This is a genomic window from Variovorax sp. OK212 (assembly GCF_900112425.1).
Lineage (GTDB): Bacteria > Pseudomonadota > Gammaproteobacteria > Burkholderiales > Burkholderiaceae_C > Variovorax.
On sequence record NZ_FOLP01000009.1, the window covers coordinates 128,787 to 149,841 of the forward strand.

Annotated in this window: 22 protein-coding genes; 12 read left to right on the plus strand and 10 right to left on the minus strand. The window is 70.9% G+C overall.

Annotated features, from left to right (window positions below):
- Nucleotides 1-3: 3 nt before the first annotated feature.
- The 6 genes from sctE to BM004_RS24500 all read right to left on the minus strand — a co-directional run bounded on the left by sctE (nt 4) and on the right by BM004_RS24500 (nt 4,293).
- Nucleotides 4-1,242, minus strand: a complete 1,239-nt coding sequence (sctE, locus tag BM004_RS24475; protein ID WP_093217613.1) for a type III secretion system translocon subunit SseC family protein — start codon at nt 1,240-1,242, stop codon at nt 4-6.
- A gap of 14 nt (nt 1,243-1,256) precedes the next feature.
- The gene (gene sctB, locus BM004_RS24480; RefSeq protein ID WP_093217615.1) at nt 1,257-2,039 is read right to left on the minus strand and encodes a type III secretion system translocon subunit SctB; all 783 of its coding nucleotides are present in this window, start codon (nt 2,037-2,039) and stop codon (nt 1,257-1,259) included.
- A gap of 94 nt (nt 2,040-2,133) precedes the next feature.
- The gene (locus BM004_RS24485; RefSeq protein WP_093130770.1) at nt 2,134-2,622 is read right to left on the minus strand and encodes a SycD/LcrH family type III secretion system chaperone; all 489 of its coding nucleotides are present in this window, start codon (nt 2,620-2,622) and stop codon (nt 2,134-2,136) included.
- A 17-nt stretch (nt 2,623-2,639) separates the two neighbouring features.
- The gene (locus BM004_RS24490) at nt 2,640-3,251 is read right to left on the minus strand and encodes a hypothetical protein (RefSeq protein ID WP_093130768.1); all 612 of its coding nucleotides are present in this window, start codon (nt 3,249-3,251) and stop codon (nt 2,640-2,642) included.
- Between the two features lie 52 nt (nt 3,252-3,303).
- Complete coding sequence (locus BM004_RS24495; RefSeq protein ID WP_093130766.1) at nt 3,304-3,924, minus strand: hypothetical protein; 621 nt, start codon at nt 3,922-3,924, stop codon at nt 3,304-3,306.
- A 72-nt stretch (nt 3,925-3,996) separates the two neighbouring features.
- A complete protein-coding gene (locus BM004_RS24500; protein ID WP_093130764.1) occupies nt 3,997-4,293 on the minus strand; it encodes a hypothetical protein in 297 nt (98 codons plus the stop codon).
- 257 nt (nt 4,294-4,550) lie between these two features.
- Between BM004_RS24500 and sctW the strand changes: the two genes are divergently transcribed.
- The 8 genes from sctW to BM004_RS24540 all read left to right on the plus strand — a co-directional run bounded on the left by sctW (nt 4,551) and on the right by BM004_RS24540 (nt 11,341).
- A complete protein-coding gene (gene sctW / locus BM004_RS24505; RefSeq protein WP_093130762.1) occupies nt 4,551-5,681 on the plus strand; it encodes a type III secretion system gatekeeper subunit SctW in 1,131 nt (376 codons plus the stop codon).
- Nucleotides 5,682-5,686: 5 nt separating this feature from the next.
- Nucleotides 5,687-6,070, plus strand: a complete 384-nt coding sequence (locus BM004_RS24510) for a type III secretion system chaperone family protein (RefSeq protein ID WP_143072490.1) — start codon at nt 5,687-5,689, stop codon at nt 6,068-6,070.
- Between the two features lie 174 nt (nt 6,071-6,244).
- Nucleotides 6,245-6,673: a type III secretion apparatus assembly protein SctX gene (locus BM004_RS24515; protein WP_093130758.1), complete on the plus strand. Its 429-nt coding sequence runs from the start codon at nt 6,245-6,247 to the stop codon at nt 6,671-6,673.
- Between the two features lie 7 nt (nt 6,674-6,680).
- Nucleotides 6,681-7,082, plus strand: a complete 402-nt coding sequence (locus tag BM004_RS24520) for a type III secretion apparatus assembly chaperone SctY (RefSeq protein WP_256220031.1) — start codon at nt 6,681-6,683, stop codon at nt 7,080-7,082.
- Nucleotides 7,079-9,184, plus strand: a complete 2,106-nt coding sequence (sctV, locus tag BM004_RS24525) for a type III secretion system export apparatus subunit SctV (protein WP_093130754.1) — start codon at nt 7,079-7,081, stop codon at nt 9,182-9,184. The genes BM004_RS24520 and sctV overlap by 4 nt, the downstream gene beginning before the upstream one ends.
- Nucleotides 9,181-10,602: a hypothetical protein gene (locus BM004_RS42435; protein WP_093217621.1), complete on the plus strand. Its 1,422-nt coding sequence runs from the start codon at nt 9,181-9,183 to the stop codon at nt 10,600-10,602. The genes sctV and BM004_RS42435 overlap by 4 nt, the downstream gene beginning before the upstream one ends.
- Nucleotides 10,603-10,688: 86 nt before the next feature.
- Nucleotides 10,689-10,997 (plus strand): hypothetical protein, encoded by a 309-nt coding sequence (locus BM004_RS41535; protein ID WP_093130750.1) that lies wholly within the window; start codon nt 10,689-10,691, stop codon nt 10,995-10,997.
- A 95-nt stretch (nt 10,998-11,092) separates the two neighbouring features.
- Entirely contained in the window at nt 11,093-11,341 is a 249-nt protein-coding gene (locus BM004_RS24540) for an EscF/YscF/HrpA family type III secretion system needle major subunit (protein ID WP_093130748.1), read from the plus strand.
- A 96-nt stretch (nt 11,342-11,437) separates the two neighbouring features.
- On the opposite strand, the gene BM004_RS24545 is transcribed toward BM004_RS24540, so the two are convergent.
- On the minus strand, nt 11,438-13,582 hold the full coding sequence (locus tag BM004_RS24545) for a hypothetical protein (protein ID WP_093217623.1): 2,145 nt from the start codon (nt 13,580-13,582) through the stop codon (nt 11,438-11,440).
- Between the two features lie 14 nt (nt 13,583-13,596).
- Entirely contained in the window at nt 13,597-14,046 is a 450-nt protein-coding gene (locus BM004_RS24550) for a type III secretion system chaperone (protein WP_093130744.1), read from the minus strand.
- A gap of 206 nt (nt 14,047-14,252) precedes the next feature.
- On the opposite strand from BM004_RS24550, the gene BM004_RS24555 reads away from it, so the two are divergent.
- Nucleotides 14,253-14,702, plus strand: a complete 450-nt coding sequence (locus BM004_RS24555; protein ID WP_093217625.1) for a type III secretion system chaperone — start codon at nt 14,253-14,255, stop codon at nt 14,700-14,702.
- Nucleotides 14,703-14,733: 31 nt separating this feature from the next.
- Here the strand turns inward: BM004_RS24555 and BM004_RS24560 are convergent, their stop codons facing one another.
- Nucleotides 14,734-15,174, minus strand: coding sequence for an ATP-binding protein (locus BM004_RS24560; protein WP_093217627.1), 441 nt, complete (start codon nt 15,172-15,174; stop codon nt 14,734-14,736).
- Nucleotides 15,175-15,338: 164 nt separating this feature from the next.
- On the opposite strand from BM004_RS24560, the gene BM004_RS24565 reads away from it, so the two are divergent.
- From BM004_RS24565 to BM004_RS24575, 3 genes are read left to right on the plus strand one after another with little or no spacing between them, the layout of a single operon-like run.
- Nucleotides 15,339-16,064, plus strand: a complete 726-nt coding sequence (locus tag BM004_RS24565; protein WP_093217628.1) for a hypothetical protein — start codon at nt 15,339-15,341, stop codon at nt 16,062-16,064.
- Entirely contained in the window at nt 16,061-18,148 is a 2,088-nt protein-coding gene (locus BM004_RS24570; RefSeq protein WP_093217630.1) for a hypothetical protein, read from the plus strand. The genes BM004_RS24565 and BM004_RS24570 overlap by 4 nt, the downstream gene beginning before the upstream one ends.
- A complete protein-coding gene (locus tag BM004_RS24575) occupies nt 18,138-20,228 on the plus strand; it encodes a PP2C family protein-serine/threonine phosphatase (protein WP_093217631.1) in 2,091 nt (696 codons plus the stop codon). Before BM004_RS24570 ends, BM004_RS24575 begins: the two co-directional genes overlap by 11 nt.
- On the opposite strand, the gene BM004_RS24580 is transcribed toward BM004_RS24575, so the two are convergent.
- Nucleotides 20,210-20,965, minus strand: a complete 756-nt coding sequence (locus BM004_RS24580; RefSeq protein ID WP_143072491.1) for a GNAT family N-acetyltransferase — start codon at nt 20,963-20,965, stop codon at nt 20,210-20,212. The genes BM004_RS24575 and BM004_RS24580 overlap by 19 nt on opposite strands.
- Nucleotides 20,966-21,055: the final 90 nt, after the last annotated feature.

A 21,055-nucleotide genomic window follows, 5' to 3' on the forward strand; every position in this document is an offset into this window, starting at 1 on the left:
AGCTCAGACGGCCTGGCGCTTGCCGATGTTGGCGGTGATCTGCGACATGCTCTCGGCGGCGCCGTTGATCATCTGGCTCACGGCCTGGAGGCTGTCCTCGATCTGCTGGATGACCTTCTTGAGCTCTTCGCGGCCTTCTTCCATGGTCTTCTGCAGCTTGACCATGGCGGCCTCGAGTTCCTTCTTCTCGGCCAGCTTGCCTTCGGCGTCGCGCTGCGTGTGCGCCTTGGCGATGGCGATGCCGCCGGTGGCCGCGGTGGTGGCACCGGTGACCACGGCCGAGCTCGCGGCGATCATGGCGCTGGCCATCTTCACCGACGACGACACGGCCGACGAGCCGCCCGAGGCCACTGCCATGCCGATGCCCACGGTCAGCGCCGCGGCCATGCCCACGGCCATGCCCACGTACTGCGTGGTCTGCTCGTCGGCGCCGGCCAGCTGGCAGATGCCGGTGGCCATGGTGCCCAGCAGCTGCGGCTCCACCAGCAGCATGGCGGGGCACATCATGGCCATGGCGCCGGCCATGACGCGGCCGATCTGCTGCGCCTTGTCTTCCGGCACGCCGCAGGCCTCGAGGAACTTGCTGGTCATGGTCATCAGCAGGTTGCCGATGCTGATCTCGGGCCCGCCGCACTCCTTGGATATCTGGTCGGCCAGCGAAATGGTCGCGCCGATCAGGCCGATGGTCGCCAGCGCCAGCAGCGGGGCGGCCGCGCCGCCCGAGGCCACGGTGGCCACCGCCGCCACGGCCACGGCCGCGATGGCCGCGATGACCGCGACGATCTTGCCGATCCAGCCGAAGATCTTGCCCAGCAGGCCCTGCTTGTCGGCCTCGCGGGACTTCTGCACCCACTCGTCGATCTTCTTGAGCTGGTTCTCGGTGTTCTTGCCGGCCTTGATCTGCGCCGTCTCCACGCTCGACTTGGCGGCGGCGAGCTGCTGGTCCTGCGACTTCGAGCGCAGGTTGCGCAGCAGCTCGATCATGTCGTCGGGGCCGAGCTGGCCGGCCGGCCCGTCGATGGCCGGCGCGCCGCGCGCGTCGGTCACTTCGTCGCCCTTGCCCGACTTGCCCTGCGCACCGCCGGAGATCTGCGTGAGCAGCTCCTGCATCTGCGCGAGCTGCTTCGCGTCGGTCGGGCTGGCCACCATGCCGGGAACCTGGCCGGCCGCGGTGCCCGCAGGGGCCCCCGGCGGCTGCAGGTTGGGCATGCTGGGCATGCCTGGCTTGATCGTGTTGTCCATGTCGTGGCTCCCGCTCAGATGTTGCGGGCGATGCCGCGGGTGGTTTCCACGCGCGACTGCTCGATGGAACCCAGCTTCTCGCGCACGTCGCGGATCACGTCCATCATCTGCTGCATCATGTCGTTGGCCTGCTGCGACGCGCTTTCGTGGACCTTCGCGGTGGCCTCGAGCTCGGCCTTCTTCGCGTCGTGGCCGGCGGCCTTCAGTTCCATGCTGGCGTTGGCGATGCTGCCGATGCCGCTCATCGCCTGGCCCAGGCCCGTGCCCGTGCCGGTGAGGGCGCCGGCCTCGACCTGGCCCTTGCCGAACGACGAGCCGGCAAGGCCGGCCTGCACGAGGCCGCCCGCGATCTGCATGCTGCCCGCGACCACGGCGCCGACGAAGCGGTCCTGCGCGGCGTTGCGGATCTCCTGGGCCGCGCTGTTGAGCGACTGCACCTGCGCCGTGAGTTCCGAGTTGCGCACTTCACGGGCGCTGTTGCGCTGCTCCTGCGCCATCTTCTGGAACAGGGCCATCACCGCGTAGATGTCGCCCGCCACATCGGTCGCGCCGAGGCCGTCGAGCGTGCGGACGGTGTCGCTGACGTTGCCCATCTCGTTCTTGCCGGAGCCCGGCAGGTCGAGGGAAATGCGCTTGTGGGCATCGTCGCCGCCGCGGTTGATGAACTGCAGCGCGTCAGGGCCCTGGCCCTTGGCGGCGGCCGGCGCTCCAGGGGCTCCCGGACCGCCGACGGCGTTGCCCGCCGGCGGGGCGATGTAGCCGGCGCCGCCGGGAGGAGGGGTGTTGATCGAAGTCATGGAGTCGTGTCCTTGAAAGGGATCCGTCGGATGTCTCGGGGTGTCTGGGGTGGGCGCGTGTCGGCGGGTCTGCGGGGTCTGCGGGTGCGCCGGCTCAGGCCGCGAAGCCCATCGGTGCCAGCAGTGCCTCGGCGCGCGCCTTCACCACCGGGTGGGCGTCGGCGGCCAGCGCGATGGCCAGCTGCAGCGATTCCGCGGCTTCGGGCAGGCGGCCCATCGCGATCAGGCATTCGGCGCTGTGCAGCGGCGGGCGCGGGTCGTCCAGCGCGGCCAGCGTGGCGGTGGCGTAGTGCTGCAGCGCGTCGGTGTAGCGGCCCAGCATCTGGGCGGCGCCGCCCAGTGCGAGCAGATAGCGCGGTTCCAGGTGGTTGTAGACGATCAGCAGCGAGAACACCTTGAAGGCGTCCGAGTAGCGGCCCTGGGCGTAGTGGCCGTGGCCGAGCTGGTAGAGCGCCTCGCATTCCTGCGGCGTCACGCCCTGGGCGGCGCCCAGCGTGCCGCCCGAGCGCAGCAGGGCGCCGAAGCCGCCGTCGGCGGCGTCCATCTCGGTGAAGTCGGTGGGTTGTTGCGCGGTCGTGGTCATGACGGTGTCGCAGCGCCTCAGCGCATGTTCCCGATGATCGAAGAGCGGCTTTCCTGCATCTTCTTCACGAAATTGGTCATCACGTCGAAGGCTTCGTTGCGCTTGTTCGTGAGGCTCTGCAGGCGCAGCATGTCCATCTGCTGGCTGTTGCCCAGCGAGTCGATCTGGCCCTTCACCTTGGCGATGGCCGCGTCGATCTGGGCCTTGGTGGTGCTGCCCTTCATCACGTTGGAGCCGCTGGGCAGCGTGCCCGCGGTGCCGTCGCGGTAGTTCTGCGCGCTGGTCTGGCCGGCCGAGGAGCCGAAGCCCAGGTCGGCCAGGCCGGCCTGCTGGATGGCGTCGTTGATCGGGATCTCGATCTGGTGGACCTTGTCGTCGTTCCAGTCCTTGATGGTCGCGTCGGGCTTGGCGTCGCCGGGGAAGGCGGCCTGGGCCGCGTTCAGCGACGACAGCACGTTGTTCAGCTTGGAGATCTGGTCGTTGCGGTTCTGCACGCCCTGGATCTGCGAGTTCAGCTGGGCGTCCAGCAGCTGCGTGCGTTGCTGCTGGACCATCATCAGGGCCGTTTCGAGGTCCATCGACTGGATGTTGACGCTCGAGACGCCGCCGATACCGTTCACGGAAGACATGCTTTGTTCCTTCTTTCTTATGGTCTGGGTTCGCGTGGCCGGGCGATGCGCTTCAGCGCATGTTCCCGATGATCGAAGAGCGGCTTTCCTGCATCTTCTTCACGAAATTGGTCATCACGTCGAAGGCTTCGTTGCGCTTGTTCGTGAGGCTCTGCAGGCGCAGCATGTCCATCTGCTGGCTGTTGCCCAGCGAGTCGATCTGGCCCTTCACCTTGGCGATGGCCGCGTCCACCTGCGACTTGGTGGTCATGCCGCGGATGCCGCCGTCGATGCGCACTTCGCTGCCGTTGGCGTTCTTGGTGTTGGTGAGCGCGCCGTCGGCCGCGCTGGTCAGGCCGAGGTTGATGCCGGCGTTGATCATGGCCGTGTTCATCGAGCGCTCGGTCGGGTAGGCGCCGTTGACCGACTCGTCCTTCCAGCCCTTCGTGTCGCCCAGCTTGGCGTCGGGCTTGGCGTCGCCGGCGAACATCGCGTTGGCCGCATTCAGCCCGGCCAGGACGTCGTTGAGCTTGCTGATCTGGCCGTTGCGGTTCTGGACTTCCTGGATCTGGGAGTTCAGCTGGGCGTCCAGCAGCTGGGTGCGCTGCTGCTGGACCATCATCAGGGCCGTTTCCAGGTCCATCGACTGGATGTTGACGTTCGAGACGCCTTGGATGTTGCCGATGCTGCTCATGGTGTGTGCGTGTCTGAAGGGGACGGAGGGGGCTGTACGGGCTGAATGGGGGAGGCGAGGGCGGCGGCGGCCTCAGACCATCGGACGCGGGCGGCGCGGCGCGGTGCCGGTGGGGGCGGCGTTGAACGAGGCGCGGGCCTGTTCTTCGCGGGTTTCCTGCTCGACGGCGTCCATGTCGGCCTTGAAGGCGGCGTTGGCTTCCTCGTGGTGGCGGGCCGTCATCTGGCCTTCCAGCACGGTGCGGACCTTCTCGGGGTTCAGGCCCTGGTCGCGAAAGAACTGTTCGCTGCTGGCGACGGACTGCTGGGCCTGGTCGATCAGCGCCTGGGCCTTGGCGATGATCTCGGAGGGGTTGTTCGATGCGGCCATGGGTCGTTTCTCCTGGGTTTGAAGGGCTTGACGGGTGTCAGGGGGTGCTGCGGGGCGGACGGTGCTCGTCCAGACAGGGGGTAAGTAACCCGTGCCGCGCGGCGGTTCCAAACGCCGGCAAACTTTTTTGCTCCTCTCTTGCTGGAACCATCGGCGGGCGCCGGTTACACACCCGGGGCACGCACGCATGCGGGTGTGCACGCTTTCGGTGCCTCCCGCCGTCCTGCTGCCCCCGGTTGCCCCCTTGCATGGGTCCTATGTCCAGAATCGACCTTCCCCCCTCATCCACGCCCTCGTTCGACACCGGCATGCGCCAGGCCGGCCCCGGCGCAGGCGACGCCGCGCTCGCCGGGCGCCTCGGCGGCCAGCAGGTCGCGGTCGACGACGGTCCCGACATGCTGGCCGACGCGGCCGAGGAAATCAGCCTGCACCACTCGGAAAAGGCCGAGAGCAAGCACACCGCCGAGCGCAAGAAGGAGCTCTACCAGGCCCTGCCGCTCATGGCGCCGGAGGCCATCGAGGCCTACATGGACGCCGCCCAGTCGGGCGACGACACCGAAAAGCTCGCCGCGCTGGCCAAGCGCATGCTGTCGGGCTCGGGCGATCCGGCGGCGCTGGCGCGCCAGGCCTTCGGCCAGCCGACCCAGCAGTACCTGGGCCTGCAGTACGCGCTGCAGCAGGGCGAGCGAGAAGGCGCCTCGGGCGACACGCTCGACGCCATCCGCGAGGCGCTGGCCGACCTCGAGATGGACCACGGCCCCGGCATCCGGGCCGACCTGAACACCATCGGCACCGCCGCCGAGGGGGCGATGAACGCCGCCGACGTGGCCGGTTTCCAGGCCACCTACCGCGACGTGGTGCTCGGCGACGCCACCCTGTCGGGCACGCTGAAGCTGGCGCTGGAGCGTTTCGGCGACGGCGATTTCGCCGCCGGCCTGGACCGCCTCACGCGCGCCCTGGGCCAGGACCTGGCCGCCGCGCGCCCGTCCACCGACGCGAACCGGCTGCAGGGGCTGGTGCGCGACCTGTACCACCTGGGCGTGGCCGCCACCGTGCTGGACGGCTGCGGCGAGCTGCTCGCCACGCTGGCGGGGCGCCACGGCGGCGACGTTCCCGCCTCGGCCGCCGGCAAGCCCGCGGCCGTCGCGCTGATGCAGGACCTGGTGGGCGTGAGCGGCGAGAAATGGGTGGCTGCCAGCCGTTTTTCGGCCATGGCCGAAAAGCACGGCGCCGCGGCGCCGAACGTGGCGATCGGCTTTCTCACCGGCGTGAAGGTGCTGCTGCGCGACATGCCGGTGCAGGTGTTCGCCGACGGCGAGCAGCGCCAGGGTGTTTTTCAGGCCGCGCAGGAAGCGCTGGATACGGCCATCGACCGCGAGGAATATTGATCAGCATGCAGACACTTCAAGAAGCATTGGCCGATTTCGGACACGGCATGGGCATGAACGGCCGGCTGTCGCCGGGCGAGGGCGGCGGCACGCAGCTGCGCTTCGAGTCCGGCGCGGTGCTGGGTGTCGCGCCCCAGGGCGAGCACGTGGTGGTGCACCTGTGGGAGCCGGTGCGCCACGACGCCGCGCGCCTGCTGCTGCGCGCCATGAAGCTCGCGGGCAGCGCCGAAAGCGCCGAGGCCGCGGTGCAGCCCGGCCTGCGCAGCACCGCCGACGGCGACTGGCTGGTGCTGGGCACCCGCTTTCCGCTGGCCGAGTGCAGCGCCCGCCGGCTGCACGCCGCCGCCGCGCGGCTGCGCGAGGCTTTCGAGCGCGTGGGATCGGCCTGATGGCCGCAAGCCCGTGGCCGGCGGATGGAACTTCCGCCGCGGCGCCGTTACTGACGCAGGCACGGCGCTGCCGCGGCCTGGCTGCGGCGGCTTGTGCCGCGGCCGCCGGAACGCAGGCACCGGCCGCATCGGGTCTTTGCGTCTTTCCCGTCTTTCCATCAACCCGGAGCTCGCATGTCTGACATGAAACTGGGCGGACTCGCCTTCGATCGCGGCATCGACCGGGTCACCTACGCCCGCCAGGACGCGGGCACCGCCTTGCCCGAGCGCGGCGAGGCCGCCCCGCCCGACGTGGGCAGCCGCCCGCAGCTGGACGCGCTGCTGTCGCGCCCCTCGCTGGACGACGGGCTGGAGGAAGCCATTCGCCCGCAGCTGGAAAACCGCGACCTGCTGGCGCCCGCGCGCTTTCGCCAGGCGCTGGACGGCGCGCTGGCGCAGCTGCGCGAGACCGCCGAGCGCATGCAGCCCGCGGCCGAAGCCGCCGGCAACGACACCGGCACCGAGCAGCTGCGCGTGGTGAACCGCGCCGCCCGGCTGCTGAACGAGGAATGCGGCCTGCGCGACCTGCTCCAGATGTACCGCAGCGTGCTGTACCAGGGCTAGGGCAGGAATGAGCGACACCCCCGCGATGGCCGACACCCGCGTTCCGGCCGAACTGGAGCTGATGGACCTGCTCGGCTACATCTACCTGCAGCACGGGCGGCCCGACAAGGCCGCCGTGCTGCTGGCCGCGCGCGACGTGCTCGCGCCCGACGACACGCGCACGCTGCTGAGCCTGGCGCTGGCGCAGGTGCGCTCGGCCAAGCCGGCGCGCGCCATCGACACGCTGGACCGCCTCGCGCTGCTGGGCGCGATGGACGCGCCCTTCCACCTGGTGCGGGCGCAGGCCCTGCACGCCCTCGGGCGCAGCGACGAGGCCGCCGGTGCGATGCGCGCCTATGTCTCGATGCGCGCCACGCCCAACACCGCCACTGCCGCCACCCACGCCGCTGGCCTCGCCGCCCGTTCATGACCACCCTTGTTTCCAGCCGCCTGCAGCGCATCGTCCAGATCGCCACCAGCCGCAACGACCTGATCCTGGCCTTCTTCCTGGTGGCGGTCATCTTCATGATGATCCTGCCGCTGCCGACCTGGCTGGTCGACACGCTGATCGGCATCAACATGACGATCTCGGCCATCCTGCTGATGGTGGCCATGTACCTGCCGTCGCCGCTGGCGTTCTCGTCGTTCCCCTCGGTGCTGCTGGTGACCACGCTGTTCCGCCTGGGCATCTCGATCGCCACCACGCGGCTGATCCTGCTGCAGGGCGACGCGGGCCACATCATCCTGACCTTCGGCAACTTCGTGGTCGGCGGCAACCTGGTGGTGGGCCTGGTGGTGTTCCTGATCCTGACCATCGTGCAGTTCGTGGTGATCACCAAGGGCGCCGAGCGCGTGGCCGAAGTGGCGGCGCGTTTCTCGCTGGACGCCATGCCGGGCAAGCAGATGTCGATCGACGGCGACATGCGCGCCGGCACCATCGACATGGACGAGGCCAAGCGCCGCCGCAACATCGTCGAGAAGGAAAGCCAGCTCTACGGCGCCATGGACGGCGCCATGAAGTTCGTCAAGGGCGACGCCATCGCGGGCCTGATCATCGTGGCCGTGAACCTGCTGGGCGGCATCGTCATCGGCACCATGCAGCGCGGCATGACCGCGGCCGACGCGGCCAAGACGTACTCGGTGCTGACCATCGGCGACGGCCTGATCGCGCAGATCCCGGCGCTGTTCATCGCCATCTGCGCCGGCATGATCGTCACGCGCGTGCAGACCGGCGACGAGCCCTCCAACGTGGGCAAGGACATCGGCGCGCAGGTGCTGGGCCAGCCGCGCGCGCTGCTCATCGCCGCCGCCGTGGCGCTCGGGCTGGGGCTGATCCCGGGCATGCCGCTCACGGTGTTCGGCGTGCTGGCCGCGGTGATCGGCACCATCGGCTTCGTGCTGATGCGCGGCACGCGGCGCGTGGTCGACGAGAAGACCGGCGAGGTGACCGAGGTGCCCGCGCTGCAGCCGGCCGGCGAGAAGCGCGCCAAGCCCAAGACCGACGGCAGCGAGGAGTTCGCGCCCACCGTGCCGCTGCTGATGGACGTGGCCTCGGCGCTGCAGACCAGCTTCGACGCCGAGGTGCTCAACGAGGAGCTGCTGAAGATCCGCCGCGCGCTGTACTTCGACCTGGGCGTGCCGTTCCCCGGCATCCAGCTGCGCTTCAACGACGCGCTGCCGGTGGAGAGCTACAACATCCTGCTGTCCGAGGTGCCGGTGTCGCAGGGGCGCCTGCGCCCCGGCTACCTGCTGGTGCGCGAGACGACGCAGAACCTCGACGCGCTGCAGGTGCCGCACGAGGCCGACCGCAAGTTCCTGCCGCACATTCCCACCATCTGGGTGGCGGGCGCGCAGCGCGAGACGCTCACGCGCGCGGGCATTCCGTTCATGGACCCGAGCCAGGTGCTCACGTACCATCTGGCCTTCGTGCTCAAGAAGTACTCGGCCGACTTCATCGGCATCCAGGAGACGCGCTTCCTGCTGGGCGCGATGGAAGGGCGCTTCCCCGACCTGGTGAAGGAGTCGACGCGGGTGCTGCCGATCCAGAAGATCGCGGAAATCCTGCAGCGGCTGGTGTCCGAAGACATCTCGGTGCGCAACCTGCGCGCCATTCTCGAGTCGCTGATCGAATGGGGCCAGAAGGAGAAGGACTCGGTGCTGCTGACCGAGTACGTGCGCTCCACGCTCAAGCGGCACATCAGCTACAAGTATTCGAGTGGGCAGAACGTGCTGCCCGCCTACCTGCTGGCGCCCAACATCGAGGACACCGTGCGCGGCGCGGTGCGCCAGACCTCGGCGGGCAGCTACCTCTCGCTGGACCCCGCGGTCAGCAAGAAGCTGGTGGACAACATCAAGCGCGCGGTGGGCGACCTGTCGGCCAGCACGCAGCGCCCGGTGCTGCTGACCTCCATGGACATCCGGCGCTACATGCGCAAGATGATCGAGCAGGACCTGTATGAGCTGCCGGTGCTCAGCTACCAGGAGCTGACGCAGGAAATCAACATCCAGCCCCTGGCGAGAATCGACCTGTGAGCGCGCGGGACAACTTCGACCTCGATCCGCTGGAGCTGCGCGTGCTCAGCGGGTGCCATGCGGGCGCGCACGTGGAAGTGGCCGACGGCATGACCGTCGGCCGCGACGAGTCGGCCGACATCGTGCTGAGCGACCTCGATCCGGCGCTGGGCACGGCGCTGCTCTCGCTGGCGTCCGACGGGCGCTGGTCGCTGGGCGGCGACGTCCAGGGCGTGCCGGCGCGCGCCGGCGCGGTGCGGCGCATCGGCGGGTTGTCGCTGAGCGTCAGCGCGGCGCGCGCGGCCTGGCCGGTGGTGGCTGCGGACGAAGACGAGGTGGCGTCGGTGGTACCCGTGGCACCGATGGCACCGACGTCAGAAACGCGGCCGGTGGCGGTTGCGGCCTCGGCCGCCCCCGCGCTTGCCCCGGTCGCCGTGAATCCCCCGCGCGCCGAAGGCCGCTTCCAGAAGCTGGCGCGCTCGCCGCTGGGCATTGCCGCCGCCGTGCTGGCCGTGGCGCTGGTGGGCCTCGCGGTGTCGCTCGGCAGCGCCTCGCGGCCCGCGCCCGCGGCCTCCTTGCCGGCATCGGCCGAACCCCGCACCGCCGCCGCGCAACAGCAACTCATCAAGGACGTGAACCTCGCGGTCGCGCGCGTCGACCCGGCGCTGCGCCTGCAGGTCACGCCGATGCCCGACGGCCGCGTGAGCGTCGCGGGCTGGGTCGGCTCCAGCGCCGAATGGGACCGCATCGCCGACGCGCTCGGCGGCCTGCGCCCCATGCCCGTGATGCGGGTGCGCGAGATCGGCGACCTGCGCGACGAACTGCGCAGCCGCCTCGGCCCGCAGATGCGCCCGCTCGAATTCGAAGGCGCCGGCAGCGGCGCGCTGCGCGTGAAGGGGCTGGCCCTGAGCCCCGCCGACCGCGAGCGCCTGCTGGCGGACCTGCGCGCGATGATGCCCGCCGGCGTGGAACTGCTCGACGGCCTGGAGCTGGCCGACCGCCAGGCCCCGGCCTTTGCCGGCATGCTGCGCGCGGCCGGTTTTTCCGACGCCAATGCGATGTGGGACGGCGACCAGATGGTGGCCAGCCTGCGGCTGTCCACCGCCGACCGCGGCCGCCTGGAGCAGGTGCTCGGGCAGTTCGGCAAGCGTTTTCCGGGGCTGATGTTCACTGTCGACGCACAACCCGCGCCCATTGCCGGCGCACCGCCCGTGTGGGCGCAGGCCGTGCGCGGCGCGCCGGGCGACGCCGTGCCGATGTCGCGCGCGGGCCTGCCGTTCCAGGTGCGCAGCGTGGCCGGCGGCGCCACGCCGGTGGTGCAGCTGGACGACGGCACGCGCCTGCTCGTCGGCGGCAGCATCGGCAACTGGCGGCTGGCCGCGGTCGAGCCCGACTACCTGGTGTTCGACGGCCCGCGCCGCGTCGCCGTGCTGCGCTGAGGCCCGGTCGGTCTCCTCGATCTGCTTGCCCTCGCCACCGAATTCCACTTTCGCATCGTCACCCTGAACCGGAGCCCCGCTTCCTCATGCCAGACACCCTTCCTACCATCGGCCGCATTCCCTTGCCGTCCGCGCGCACCGAGGCGGCCGCCGAGCCGCTGAGCGACCTGCAGGCCGGCTTGCAGGGGCCCGACGGGCTGCGGGTGCGCACCGAGGCGACCGACCGGCTGATCGTGCTGGAGCGCAGCCTGCGCCAGGCGATGGCGGCGGGCAGCACGCCCGACGAATTCAGCTCGCTGGTGGCGGCCACCGACGCCTGCGTGGCCGCGCGCGAGGTGCTGGAGCGCTACGCGCTGGAAGCCGCGCTGTCGGCGCCGGCACCGTTGCAGCGCTGAGCCGGCCGGCATATTCTTCGACCGGCCGCATTTTTTCGATCAGTCCACCGCTTCCCTTCTTTTTTCTTCCTCAACCATCCTTTGCGAGGTTTTCCATGGCCATCTCTTCCGTCGGCAACAGCGTCACTTTCCAGTCGATCAACAACAGCGTGGCCAACGTCACGCAGCGCGCCGAAGCCAACCTGCAGACGCGCATTGCCGCGATGGGCGACAACCCCACCACGTCCGACCTGCTGGGCCTGCAGCAGGAAGTGCAGCAATGGAACATGTTCACGCAGATCCAGAGCACGCTGGTCAAGGAAGTGGCCGACGCGATGAAGGGCGTGATCCAGAAGGCGGCCTGAGCTCCAGGCCTCCAGACGCAAAAAAGGGCTGCCCGCGGGCAGCCCTTCTTGTTGGTGGAGGCTGCACGCCTGCAGCCACCGAAGCGCCCGCAGCGTTCAGGTCGCGTCGGCGCGCGCGCTGAACTGCAGCGGCGTGTGCAAGGTCACCGCATGGTCGGGTGCCGCGCCCACGCGCAGCGTGAAGCTGTGGTTCGCATGGCTGGTGGCGGGGTCGACCGGCATCGTTTCGCCTTGCAGGCTCGACATCATGCTGAAGCCGGTCTGCTGGTGCGAGATCGTCAGGTGCACGCTGCCGTCCTGCTGCGGCTGCACGTCGTAGCGGGTCTGCACCTGGCCGTCCGCCGGCATGCCAGAACGATTGCCTTCGCCCATGCCCAGCTTCTGCTGCGCCTGCATCTGCGCCAGCGGCGCGAGCGAGCGCTGGTAGGCCACGTTGGTGAGCGCCGTGAGCTGCGCCTGGCCGCCGGGCATCACGGCCAGCAGCGCCTGCAGGCCCTGTTCCTTCGACGCGGGATCGCCGGTCACGGCCAGCGGCTGTCCGCCGATGGCGTAGGTGGCGCGGTTGAAGTCCTTCATGAAGCCTTCGGGCACCTGCGCCTGCGCGGCCAGGCCGGTGGCGTGGGCGCCGGGTGCGCGCTCGGAACCGGTCGGCGGCGCCAGCACGCCGTCGCTGAACTCGCGGGCGGCCGCGCCCATGAGCGTGTGCATGGCGGCGGGGCGGTTGCTCTGCGGGGCGAGCGAGATGTGCACTTCCGCGCCGCGCCGCTCGACGCCGTGGCGGTCCGACTGCACGCCCAGCTCGTCGCGCGCGTCCTGCAGCTGCCGGCGCATGTCGGCCACCTCGTGCTGCAGCGCGACGTTGCCGTGCTGGACGGCCGCCGCGCCGATGCGGTCGATGGCCGCCTGCACGTAGGGCAGGCCGAACTTGTGCACCGAGCGAGCAAGCTCCTTGGCCGAGGCGTTGATGGCGCCGCTTTTCACGGCGCTGTCGATCAGCTTCGCGAAGGGCTTGGCCACCGGCTCCTTGAGCACGCCCTTGTAGACGTGCTCCTGGCGCTTGACCGCGCCGCCTTCGCCGCTGCCGGACTTCAGGCGTTCGGCCAGGCTGCCGAAGAAGTTGGTGGCATGGCCGATGTTGCGGTCGAGCGCGGAAAAAAAGCGCGCCACGGCCTGGCCCGTGCCCTGGTGCGGCTCGGTGCGGAAGTAGGGCGGGCAGCCCACCGACTCGAACTTGACGAAGAGCTCCTGGTCGCCGTTGCCGGCCGCGAGCTTGTCGAACAGCATCGTGCCGCCCTGGCCGGGCAGCATGTTGCGGTAGTCCTCGATGCCGCGCTGGGCGGGCTTGCCGCTGTTGAACAGGCCGCAGATCTGGTGCGTGTCCTGGTGGTCGACGCGCTCGCCGAAGTGGGTGGACATGCGCGAGTCGGCGGTGGGCGCGGCCGCCAGGAATTTGTAGGTCGCGTTGCCAGGGTCCTTCATCACGAAGGAGCCCGAGGTCGTCATGTCGCTGGTGCCGGTGAGCTGGGCGCCGTCGGCGCGGTTGGCGTCCTGCTGCGCGGCCGCGGCCATCATGTACCAGCCGAGCGCGCGCGTGGTGTGCACGCTGCTGTCGACCTGCAGTTGGGCGCCGTTGACGTCGACCGTCAGCGGCGAGCCCGAGGCGTGCTGCGCCGCCGGCTGGGCGCTGAGCGCGCCGGCCAGCCGTTCGCCGGTGGCGACCAGGCCGCGCAGCTCGGTCTCGGTGATCGGCGTGCCTTGCTTCTCGGCGTGGGCCAGCACGCGCGACATCACGGCCTCGTTGGCGGCCAGGCCGCCGGGCACGGGCTGGCGCAGCTGGCTCAGCGTCTGATGGTGGGCCACTTCGAACTTCTTGTCCGAGCGCGGCTCCAGCAGCTTCTCGTTGATGAGCCGCGGAATCTGCAGCACGGCGCGCGTGGCCAGCACCGCACCGCCCACGGCCAGGCCCACGGCCAGCGCCACCGGCGCCAGCACGATGCCGGCGAGCACCTTGGCGGTGGTCTTGAAGAAGCTCTTGGCGCGCTCGGCGTGCACGTTGGCGTCGGCGCGGGCCTGGCCGTTGCCCACGCTGATCTGCCGCCCGGCCAGGCCGCCGGCACCGCCCTGGGCCTGCCCGGCGGGCACGCGCGGCCCTTGGGCTTGCGGCTGCACGCCGCCGAGGCCGGCCTGGGGCTGTATCGCGCCGAGGCCGACGCCGCTGAACGCTGGATTGATGGTGTTCATGACAGCTCCCCGGCTCAGGCGCGCATGTGGAAGGCCATGCCGGCGGGCGGCAGCGCGTCGCTGCCGTCGGGCGTGCCGTTGACGAAGGAGCGCCAGAAGGTGGCGGTGTCGGCAAAGCCGTCGAGCAGCGCGGCCAGCGTGCCGCCGTCGATGGTGCCGATGGCGATGCGCCCGCACAGCGTCACGGCGCCGCTGTCGCGCTGCACGCCCAGCGTGCAGCCGCCGGTGCCGACCCAGAAGTTGTTGGCTTCGAGCAGGGTGCGCGAGATGCGCGCGAACTGCGCCGCGTCGGGCGTGCCCAGCACGGTGAAGAAGACCAGGTCGCTGTCGGCCGTTTCACCGTCGGGCTGCAGGCCGATGGTGTGCTCGTCGACGACGATTTCCTGGGTCGAGAGCAAATCGGCGGGGTCGAGCCCGACATTGGCGGCAAACGCTGTCAACAAGGCTTCGTACGAGGGATTCATGCTGCGCTCCGGGCGGATAGAGAAAGGTGATCGCCCATGAGTAACGACGCCGCGCGGCGGGTTCCCTGTGTTGCATTAAAACTTTTGGATTGCGATTTGACTTGTGCGGCAGGCAGAGTTGCACGATCATCCGGCGCCTTCGCGTCGCGCTTGCACTTGCGCACTTGCGCACTTGCACTCGCGAGCGACCCGCCCACTCAGCCTTCATGCCAGACGATCTCTCCCGCACTGTTTTTTCCGACCTCGGCCGCGCGCTCGGCATCGAGGGGCTGGCACCCGAGGCCGACGGCAGCTGCCGGCTGGTGTTCGACGGCAACCGGCTGGTCGAGATGAACGCTTCTCCCGCCCAGCGGCGGCTGCTGGTGTCGTGCCGCCTTGCGCAGTCGGCGGGCAACAACACCGAAACCCTGCGCCTGCTGATGCGCGCGAGCTACCTGGGCGCGGGCGCGGGCGGCGGCTGGTTTGCGCTGGGGCCGCAAGACCGGCTGTACCTGCACTGCGCCTTTCCGCTGGCCGAGGCCAGCGGCGCGATGCTGCTGCATGCGATCGAACGGCTGCTCGACCACGTGGACACGTGGGAGCGCCGCCTGCAGGAAGGCGCGCTGCAGGACCAGGCCGCGATGGCGCGCATGGCCAGCTTTGTGAACCGGATCTGAGAAAGCCGGGAAGGCGGCGCCCGTAAGCGAGTCAGTCGCCCAGCTTGGCGGTGGCTGCGGCCTTGCCGAAGCGCAGCTCGTTGGCGTCGCCCCGGCGCACGTAGTCCATGTGCGTGGCCATGCGGCGCATGAAGTGGATGCCGAGCCCGCCGGGCTCTCGCTCGTCGATGCTCAACGCCAGGTCGGGTTCGCGCGCATGGGTCGGGTCGAAGGCCGGACCCCAGTCGCGCACCAGCACCTCGAGCCGGTCGGGGGAGGGGGCCTCGACTTCGATCTCCACCAGGCCGCCGGCGCCGCGGTAGGCATGCATGACAAGGTTGGTGAGCCACTCGTCCATCAGCAGTCCGACGGGGCCCGCCGCGCCGGGATGGATGTCGGCGTCATCGCACCAGCCTTCGAGCTGCGCAAGAAAAGTCGACACCGCCTCGGTGTGTGCATCGATCTTCTGCTGCAAGCGATGAGTCTGCGACATTCGGGTAACAATCTGTCAAAATCGTTGAGATTTACTTACATCAACGTCGGCGGGATTGTGGCACGCCCGCGGCGCATTGCACCCAGTGCTTTTCACTGACTGACGTCAAGATTTTCCGCAGAGTGTCCTCCGCCTCCACGCTTTCGCCTGCAGAACCCGAATCATTGTCCGGGGGAGCGAACGACGCCACGCGCGGCAAGAGCGCGGCCGGCCTGTGGGAAGCCGCCGGGCTGTGGGCCTTGTTCCTGGTGCTGGGCATCGCCTGGCTCGCCGGCTCGCTGTGGATCCTCGAGCGCCAGCAGGCGCAGGACCTGCAGCAGCAGCGCCTCGCGCTGACGGTGATGGAGCTCAAGGAAGCGCTCGAGGGCGACCTGGCCCTGGGGCTCGACCTGGTCGGCCATCCGCAGGCGCAGGGCCTGATCGACAACGCGCTGGAGCGCGACCGCGAGCTGCGCTCCATCGACATCGCCGGCACCGACGGCGTCACGCTCTTCAGCACCGACCGCGGCGCGGTCGGCGAACCGCTCGCGGCTTCCGTGTGGGCCGAGGCGCGGCGCGGCGGCGGCGTGCGCCACATCTGGAACGCCGAGGTGGCCGGCGAACCGCTGATCGGCAGCGGGTTGCGCGGGCCCTTCGGCGAGCCGGTCGGCTACGTCGTGAGCGCCTACCGCACCGAATCCACGCCGTGGCCCAGCCTGCGTTCGTGGGGCTTCCTGGCACTCGTCACGCTGGCCACGTTGCTGGCCGGCCTCGGGCTGGCACGCCGCGCGCTGCGCCGCACGCAACCCGAAAACGCACCCGTCGCGCACAGCCTGGCCGCCGCGCAGGCCACGCGCCATCGGCTGGAAGCCTGCCTCGGGCAGATCGACGAGCACGAGGTGGCCGAATGAAGGCCGTCGCGCTGTTCCCCGCGGTCGCCAGGCTGCGTGGCCCCGCCGGCCTGCCGGCGCGGCTCGGGCTCATCGCCTTCGTGCTGCTCTGGGTGCTGGCGGTGCTGCTGTCGGCGCGCACGTACACCGTGCTGGCCGACACGCGAGCGGCGGGCGATGCGGTGCGCGCGCGGCTCATGGCGCAGGTGCTGGCGCAACGCGTCGACCGCGCGCTGTCGCTCGGCATTCCTTTGGATCAACTGGTCGGCGTGCCCGAGCTGCTGCAGCAGCGCCTGGCGGCTTATCCGGACGTGCAATCGATCGCCGTGCACGACGCGGCCGGCCGCACGCTGTGGCAGGGCGCGGCGCGCGACAGCCAACTGCTCAAGGCCCGCCTGCCGCTGTTCGCCTTGCCCGAAGTCGCGGCCGACGCGCCATTGGCCGGCGGCGTGGGCACGGTGCGGCTGGTGGTGCGCAGCCCCGACCTGCTCGAATTCATGCGCTCGCTGGTGCTGCCGCTCACGCTCGGTTGTGCGTTCTTCGCGCTGCTGTCGTGGCTGGCCGCGCTGGCGGCCTTCGAAACCTCGCGCCGGTTGCGCGACCGCGCGGTGCGCGCTGCGTCGCGCGACATCGGCGCGGCCCGCTACGACCGCCTGACGACCACGCTGCATCGCCGCGGCTTCGACCTGCGCGTGCAGCAGCTGGCACGCGCGGTGCGCGCCGCGCACGAAACGCTGGTGCGCGCGCGCCGCGTGGTGAGTTCGCTGCGCCGCACCGAGCCGCATCCGGCGCGGCGCGAATGGCTCGACCGCCTGCTGGCCGAAGCCGAGGGCGACGGCCGCTTCGTCGAGTCGGTGGATGCCGCGCCCGCGTTGCGCCGCGTGGTTGCCGCCGACGCGGAGGCCGGCTGGTCGCTCGCCATGCTGGGCTGCGCGGCCGGCGCCGCGCTCACGCTGTGCGCCGCGGCCCGCGCGCCGGGCAGCTTCGTTGCATTCGTCTGGGCCGTCGGGTCGCTGGCCGTGGTGCCGGGCTGGCTGCTGGCGCGCCGCAGCCATGTGCCGGCGGTGCTCGTGCTGAGCGCGGCCGGCGTGCTGCTCACGCTCGCGCCGTGGTTCCAGGTGCTGAACGGCTGGCATGGCGACCTGCTGGTGGCCCTGGGCGCCGGGCTGGCGATGGGCGCGGCGGGTGCCGCGGCGTCCGCGATGCAGCGCACCGCGCGCCAGCGCCCCGACCTGTTGCCGCTGGCGCGCCGCCCCTGGGCCGCGAAGGTGGGCGCGGTGCTCGGGCTGCTGGGCCTGGGGCCCGCGCTGGCCGGCCTGGCCTTGATGGTGGCGCAAGACAACAGCGGCTGGCTGCCGCTCGCGCCGATGTTTCCCGCATTGCTCGCGGTGGCCTGCGTGTGGCGCTGGAACGCGGCGCGCAGCCCGTGGCGCACGCGCACGCGCTCGGGTCCGGCGGGGGCGCAGCAGACCACCGCCCGTACTGGCGTGGTCGCGTTCGGCGTCGGCCTGACGGCGGCCGGCCTGCTGGCCTGCGCCACCGGCGGGGTGGCGGCGGAAGGGGCGGATGACCTGGTGGGCCTGGTCGGCGCGGGCATGCTTGCGGCGGCCGGCTTGCTGGCCGGCCTGTCGAGACCGAGTGGTGCACGCGGCGCACGCGGTGTGCGTGCCACGCGCGCCGTGGCCGTGCTCGGCATCGCCGTCGGCGCGGCCGGCAGTGCGCTCGCGCTGCTGAGTGCCGCCGGCGTTCTGGGCGGCGCGGCCCCGGTCGGACCCAGCGTGCCGATCGTGGCGGCGCGCTCGATGACCGACTGGCTCGCGACCGGCCTTCAATTCACGGCGGTGCCGCTGCTCGCATGGGCGCTGGGCACGGCGTTGCGCAACGGCGGCATGCGCGGCGCATGGCCCGTGTCGCGCGCATGGGTTGCGGCGCTGGCCTCGGCCACCGGCGCACTGGCGGTGGGCGCGCTCATTGCCGCGCAGCCGCTCGGTGTCGAGCTGCTGCGCGAATTCGCGCCGGCCGCGGACCGGCCGGTGGTGCAGGCGAAATCGGAGGCGCGGCCGCGCGCCGTTCCTTCCGGAAAGGCGGCCGGCGATGGCACTTAAGGACAGGATCGGGCTCGTCGTGCTGGCCGGCCTGCTGACGCTGTGCGGCATCTTCGGCGTGGCCACGTGGATGCGCGACGGCCGCCAGCAGGCGCGCTACGACGCGTTGCTGATGCAGGCGCAGACCATCGCGTGGGAACGCGCGCAGACCGAGGCGCTGGCGCAGGCCGACGCCGCCGCGAAGCGGCTGGCCGCCGACCCGGCGCTGCGCGCGGCGGTGCAAGGCCGCGACCGCGAAGCCGCCGGCATGCGGCTCGACATGGAGGCGCAGGCGAAGGGCATGCGCGTCGACGTGCTGGACGCGCGCGGCGCGCTGGTGGCCACCACGGCCACCGGGCTCGACCCGGCGCCGCTCGGGCGCAGCGGCTGGTTTGCCGCGGCGGCCGAAGCAACAGGCAAGGACACCGCCGACGCGGCCGAAGGCGCGGACCGTGCCGACGCATTGCGCGGCCTGAGCCAGATCGACGCCATGCGCTACGCCTGGGTCGCCATTCGCGGCTTCCCCGGCGGCGCGGTGGCGGTCGGCATTGCCGTCGAAGGCCGCCTGGCGCCGCTGGCGGCCAGCCTGGGCGGCGACGTGGCGCTGGTCAACATGCGGGGCCACGAAGTGGCCGCCACCCGCGCGGGGCTGCTGCAGCAGCACGGCATCGTGGTGCCGGTGCGCAGCCGCACGGCCTTCGTGCAGCGCGACGGCGACGGCGACCTGCAGGTGGTCAGCCTGCCGCTGCCCAACCTCGACGGCCGCGAGACCGCGGTGCTGGTCTGGCTGCGCGATGCCGCCGACAGCGTGCGCGCCGAGCGCCGAGCCGACATCGCCTTGACGACCGGGCTCGCGTTCTTCGCCGTGCTGCTGGCCGCGGGCCTGCTGCTGTGGCTGCGCCATGTGACCGAACCGCTGGGCCGCGCCGTGGGCGTGCTGCAGTCGCTGGCCGCCGGCAAGACCGACGCCGCGCTCGACGAAGGCGAGGACGAGGCCGAAGGCGAAGCCGGCGACATGGCACGCGGCATCGGCGCCATCCGCGCCGAACTGCTGAACCTGCAGACCTTGCGCGACGAGCGCATTCGCACGCGCCGCCAGCAGGAGCGGCTCATTCGCGACCAGCTGCGCACGCTGGCCGACAGCCTGGAGCCCGGCTCGCGCGAGGAAATCATCGCCGCGCTGGGCGAGGCACAGGGCGGCGCCGATGCGGCCAATGGCACCGGCACGGCCACCGACGCGGGCAACCAGCTCGCCGACCTGGCGAGCATCCTGGGCCGCATGTCGGGGCTCGTGACCGACCAGCAGAACCAGCTGCTCAAGCTGCTGCGCGACCTGCAGGCCGCGATGGAAACGCAGGCCATGTTCGCGAGCCTGCAGCAGGAGCTGGAGATCGCGCGCCAGATGCAGCTGTCGATCCTGCCGCGCCTGCGGCCCGACGCGGCCAGCGTGGACGTGCGCGCCACCATGATCCCGGCCAAGGAGGTCGGCGGCGACTTCTACGACTACTTCATGGTCGACGACGAGCACCTCGCGGTGGTGGTGGCCGACGTGTCGGGCAAGGGCGTGCCGGCGGCCTTCTTCATGGCCATCTCGCGCACGCTGCTCAAGAGCAACGCCCTGTTCATGCGCACGCCGGGCGCGACCATTGCCGCGCTCAACGAGCAGCTGTGCGCCGACAACGACCAGATGATGTTCGTCACCGTGTTCCTGGGCGTGCTGCACCTGCCCAGCGGCGGCTTCAGCTACGTCAACGCCGGCCACAACCCGCCGCTGCGTTTGCACGGCGGCCAGGTCGAGTACTTTCCGCGCGGCCAGAACATGGCGCTGGCCGTGCTCGAGGGGCAGGACTTCACCGAGGGCAACACCGTGCTCGCGCCGGGCGAGACGCTGCTGCTCTACACCGACGGCGTGACCGAGGCCACCAACCGCGAAGGCGTGCTGATGGGCGAGCAGGCGCTGCGCTCGCTGCTGGCCGAGGCGCATGCCGCCGGCGCCGACCTGCCGCAGGCGGTGGTGCGCGCGGTGCACGCATTCGAGAACGGCGCCGCCCAGTCGGACGACATCACCGTGGTGTCGCTGACCTACAGGGGGCTGAATTGAACGTCGAGCCGGCGCAGGAAGCGCAGCCGCACGCGCGCGGCCTCGCGCACCTCGCCGAGCGCAACGTAGCCTTCGGCGAAGGCGCTGCGCTGCGCGGCGGCGTCGTTGCTGTCGATGAGGCGCTCGTCGCCCGTGTCCACGTGCAGGCCGTGGTCGAGGTCGATCAGTGCGATCTGGCGCTGCACGCCGTCGATCTGCGCGAGCGCCGCCAGATGAAGGCCGCGCCGCAGCATGTTGTGGCGGCTCGTGTGGTTGTGCAGCGAGACCACGGCGGCGCACAGGTGGCGCCCGTGGGAACGCGCCAGCGCCAGGCGCGTGCCCAGCAGCGTGCGCTGCAGGCCCAGCCCGCGCCAGTCGGGATGCACCATGCAGCTCGCCAGGTGCGCCAGCGCGCCGCGCAAGGGCAGCGGCAGGCCCAGGGCGTGGGCGAGGTTGGCGGGGTCGTCGTGCGCGGGCAGGCCGATCATCGCGTAGGCCACCAGCCGCTTGCCGTCGAACATGCCGACGGTTTCGCCGCAGGGCGCGCGGTGGGCGCGCAGGAACGCGGCCTCGTCGTCCTCGCGGATGTAGCAGTCGGGGTGGGAGAGGCCGCCCAGCACCTCGTCGCGCAGCATGGCGATGTCGTCGGCGTCGGCCTCGTTGAGCAGCCGGGCACGCAGCATCGATGCGTGGCGGGCCTGCGCATTCGGCACATCCGGCAGGGTCGCGAACGACGACGACAAGGGCGACGGGGACAACAGGAACTCCTGAAAAGCCGGCTGCCGGCTGCTGTTGGAAATAATGATTTTATGTTACTAATGTCAGCAATAGTTTCTCAAATGCCCTGT

What these genes read in the sequence shown, in the direction of transcription:
- BM004_RS24570 (WP_093217630.1), top strand. Translation starts at nt 16,061, where the DNA reads ATGAAGGCCGTCGCGCTGTTCCCCGCGGTCGCCAGGCTGCGTGGCCCC.
- BM004_RS24515 (WP_093130758.1), top strand. Translation starts at nt 6,245, where the DNA reads ATGTCTGACATGAAACTGGGCGGACTCGCCTTCGATCGCGGCATCGAC.
- BM004_RS24560 (WP_093217627.1), bottom strand. Translation starts at nt 15,174, where the DNA reads ATGTCGCAGACTCATCGCTTGCAGCAGAAGATCGATGCACACACCGAG.
- BM004_RS41535 (WP_093130750.1), top strand. Translation starts at nt 10,689, where the DNA reads ATGCCAGACACCCTTCCTACCATCGGCCGCATTCCCTTGCCGTCCGCG.
- sctV (WP_093130754.1), top strand. Translation starts at nt 7,079, where the DNA reads ATGACCACCCTTGTTTCCAGCCGCCTGCAGCGCATCGTCCAGATCGCC.
- BM004_RS24575 (WP_093217631.1), top strand. Translation starts at nt 18,138, where the DNA reads ATGGCACTTAAGGACAGGATCGGGCTCGTCGTGCTGGCCGGCCTGCTG.
- BM004_RS24520 (WP_256220031.1), top strand. Translation starts at nt 6,681, where the DNA reads ATGAGCGACACCCCCGCGATGGCCGACACCCGCGTTCCGGCCGAACTG.
- BM004_RS24485 (WP_093130770.1), bottom strand. Translation starts at nt 2,622, where the DNA reads ATGACCACGACCGCGCAACAACCCACCGACTTCACCGAGATGGACGCC.
- sctW (WP_093130762.1), top strand. Translation starts at nt 4,551, where the DNA reads ATGTCCAGAATCGACCTTCCCCCCTCATCCACGCCCTCGTTCGACACC.
- BM004_RS24540 (WP_093130748.1), top strand. Translation starts at nt 11,093, where the DNA reads ATGGCCATCTCTTCCGTCGGCAACAGCGTCACTTTCCAGTCGATCAAC.
- BM004_RS24555 (WP_093217625.1), top strand. Translation starts at nt 14,253, where the DNA reads ATGCCAGACGATCTCTCCCGCACTGTTTTTTCCGACCTCGGCCGCGCG.
- sctE (WP_093217613.1), bottom strand. Translation starts at nt 1,242, where the DNA reads ATGGACAACACGATCAAGCCAGGCATGCCCAGCATGCCCAACCTGCAG.
- BM004_RS24500 (WP_093130764.1), bottom strand. Translation starts at nt 4,293, where the DNA reads ATGGCCGCATCGAACAACCCCTCCGAGATCATCGCCAAGGCCCAGGCG.
- BM004_RS24495 (WP_093130766.1), bottom strand. Translation starts at nt 3,924, where the DNA reads ATGAGCAGCATCGGCAACATCCAAGGCGTCTCGAACGTCAACATCCAG.
- BM004_RS24550 (WP_093130744.1), bottom strand. Translation starts at nt 14,046, where the DNA reads ATGAATCCCTCGTACGAAGCCTTGTTGACAGCGTTTGCCGCCAATGTC.
- BM004_RS24545 (WP_093217623.1), bottom strand. Translation starts at nt 13,582, where the DNA reads ATGAACACCATCAATCCAGCGTTCAGCGGCGTCGGCCTCGGCGCGATA.
- BM004_RS24510 (WP_143072490.1), top strand. Translation starts at nt 5,687, where the DNA reads ATGCAGACACTTCAAGAAGCATTGGCCGATTTCGGACACGGCATGGGC.
- sctB (WP_093217615.1), bottom strand. Translation starts at nt 2,039, where the DNA reads ATGACTTCGATCAACACCCCTCCTCCCGGCGGCGCCGGCTACATCGCC.
- BM004_RS24490 (WP_093130768.1), bottom strand. Translation starts at nt 3,251, where the DNA reads ATGTCTTCCGTGAACGGTATCGGCGGCGTCTCGAGCGTCAACATCCAG.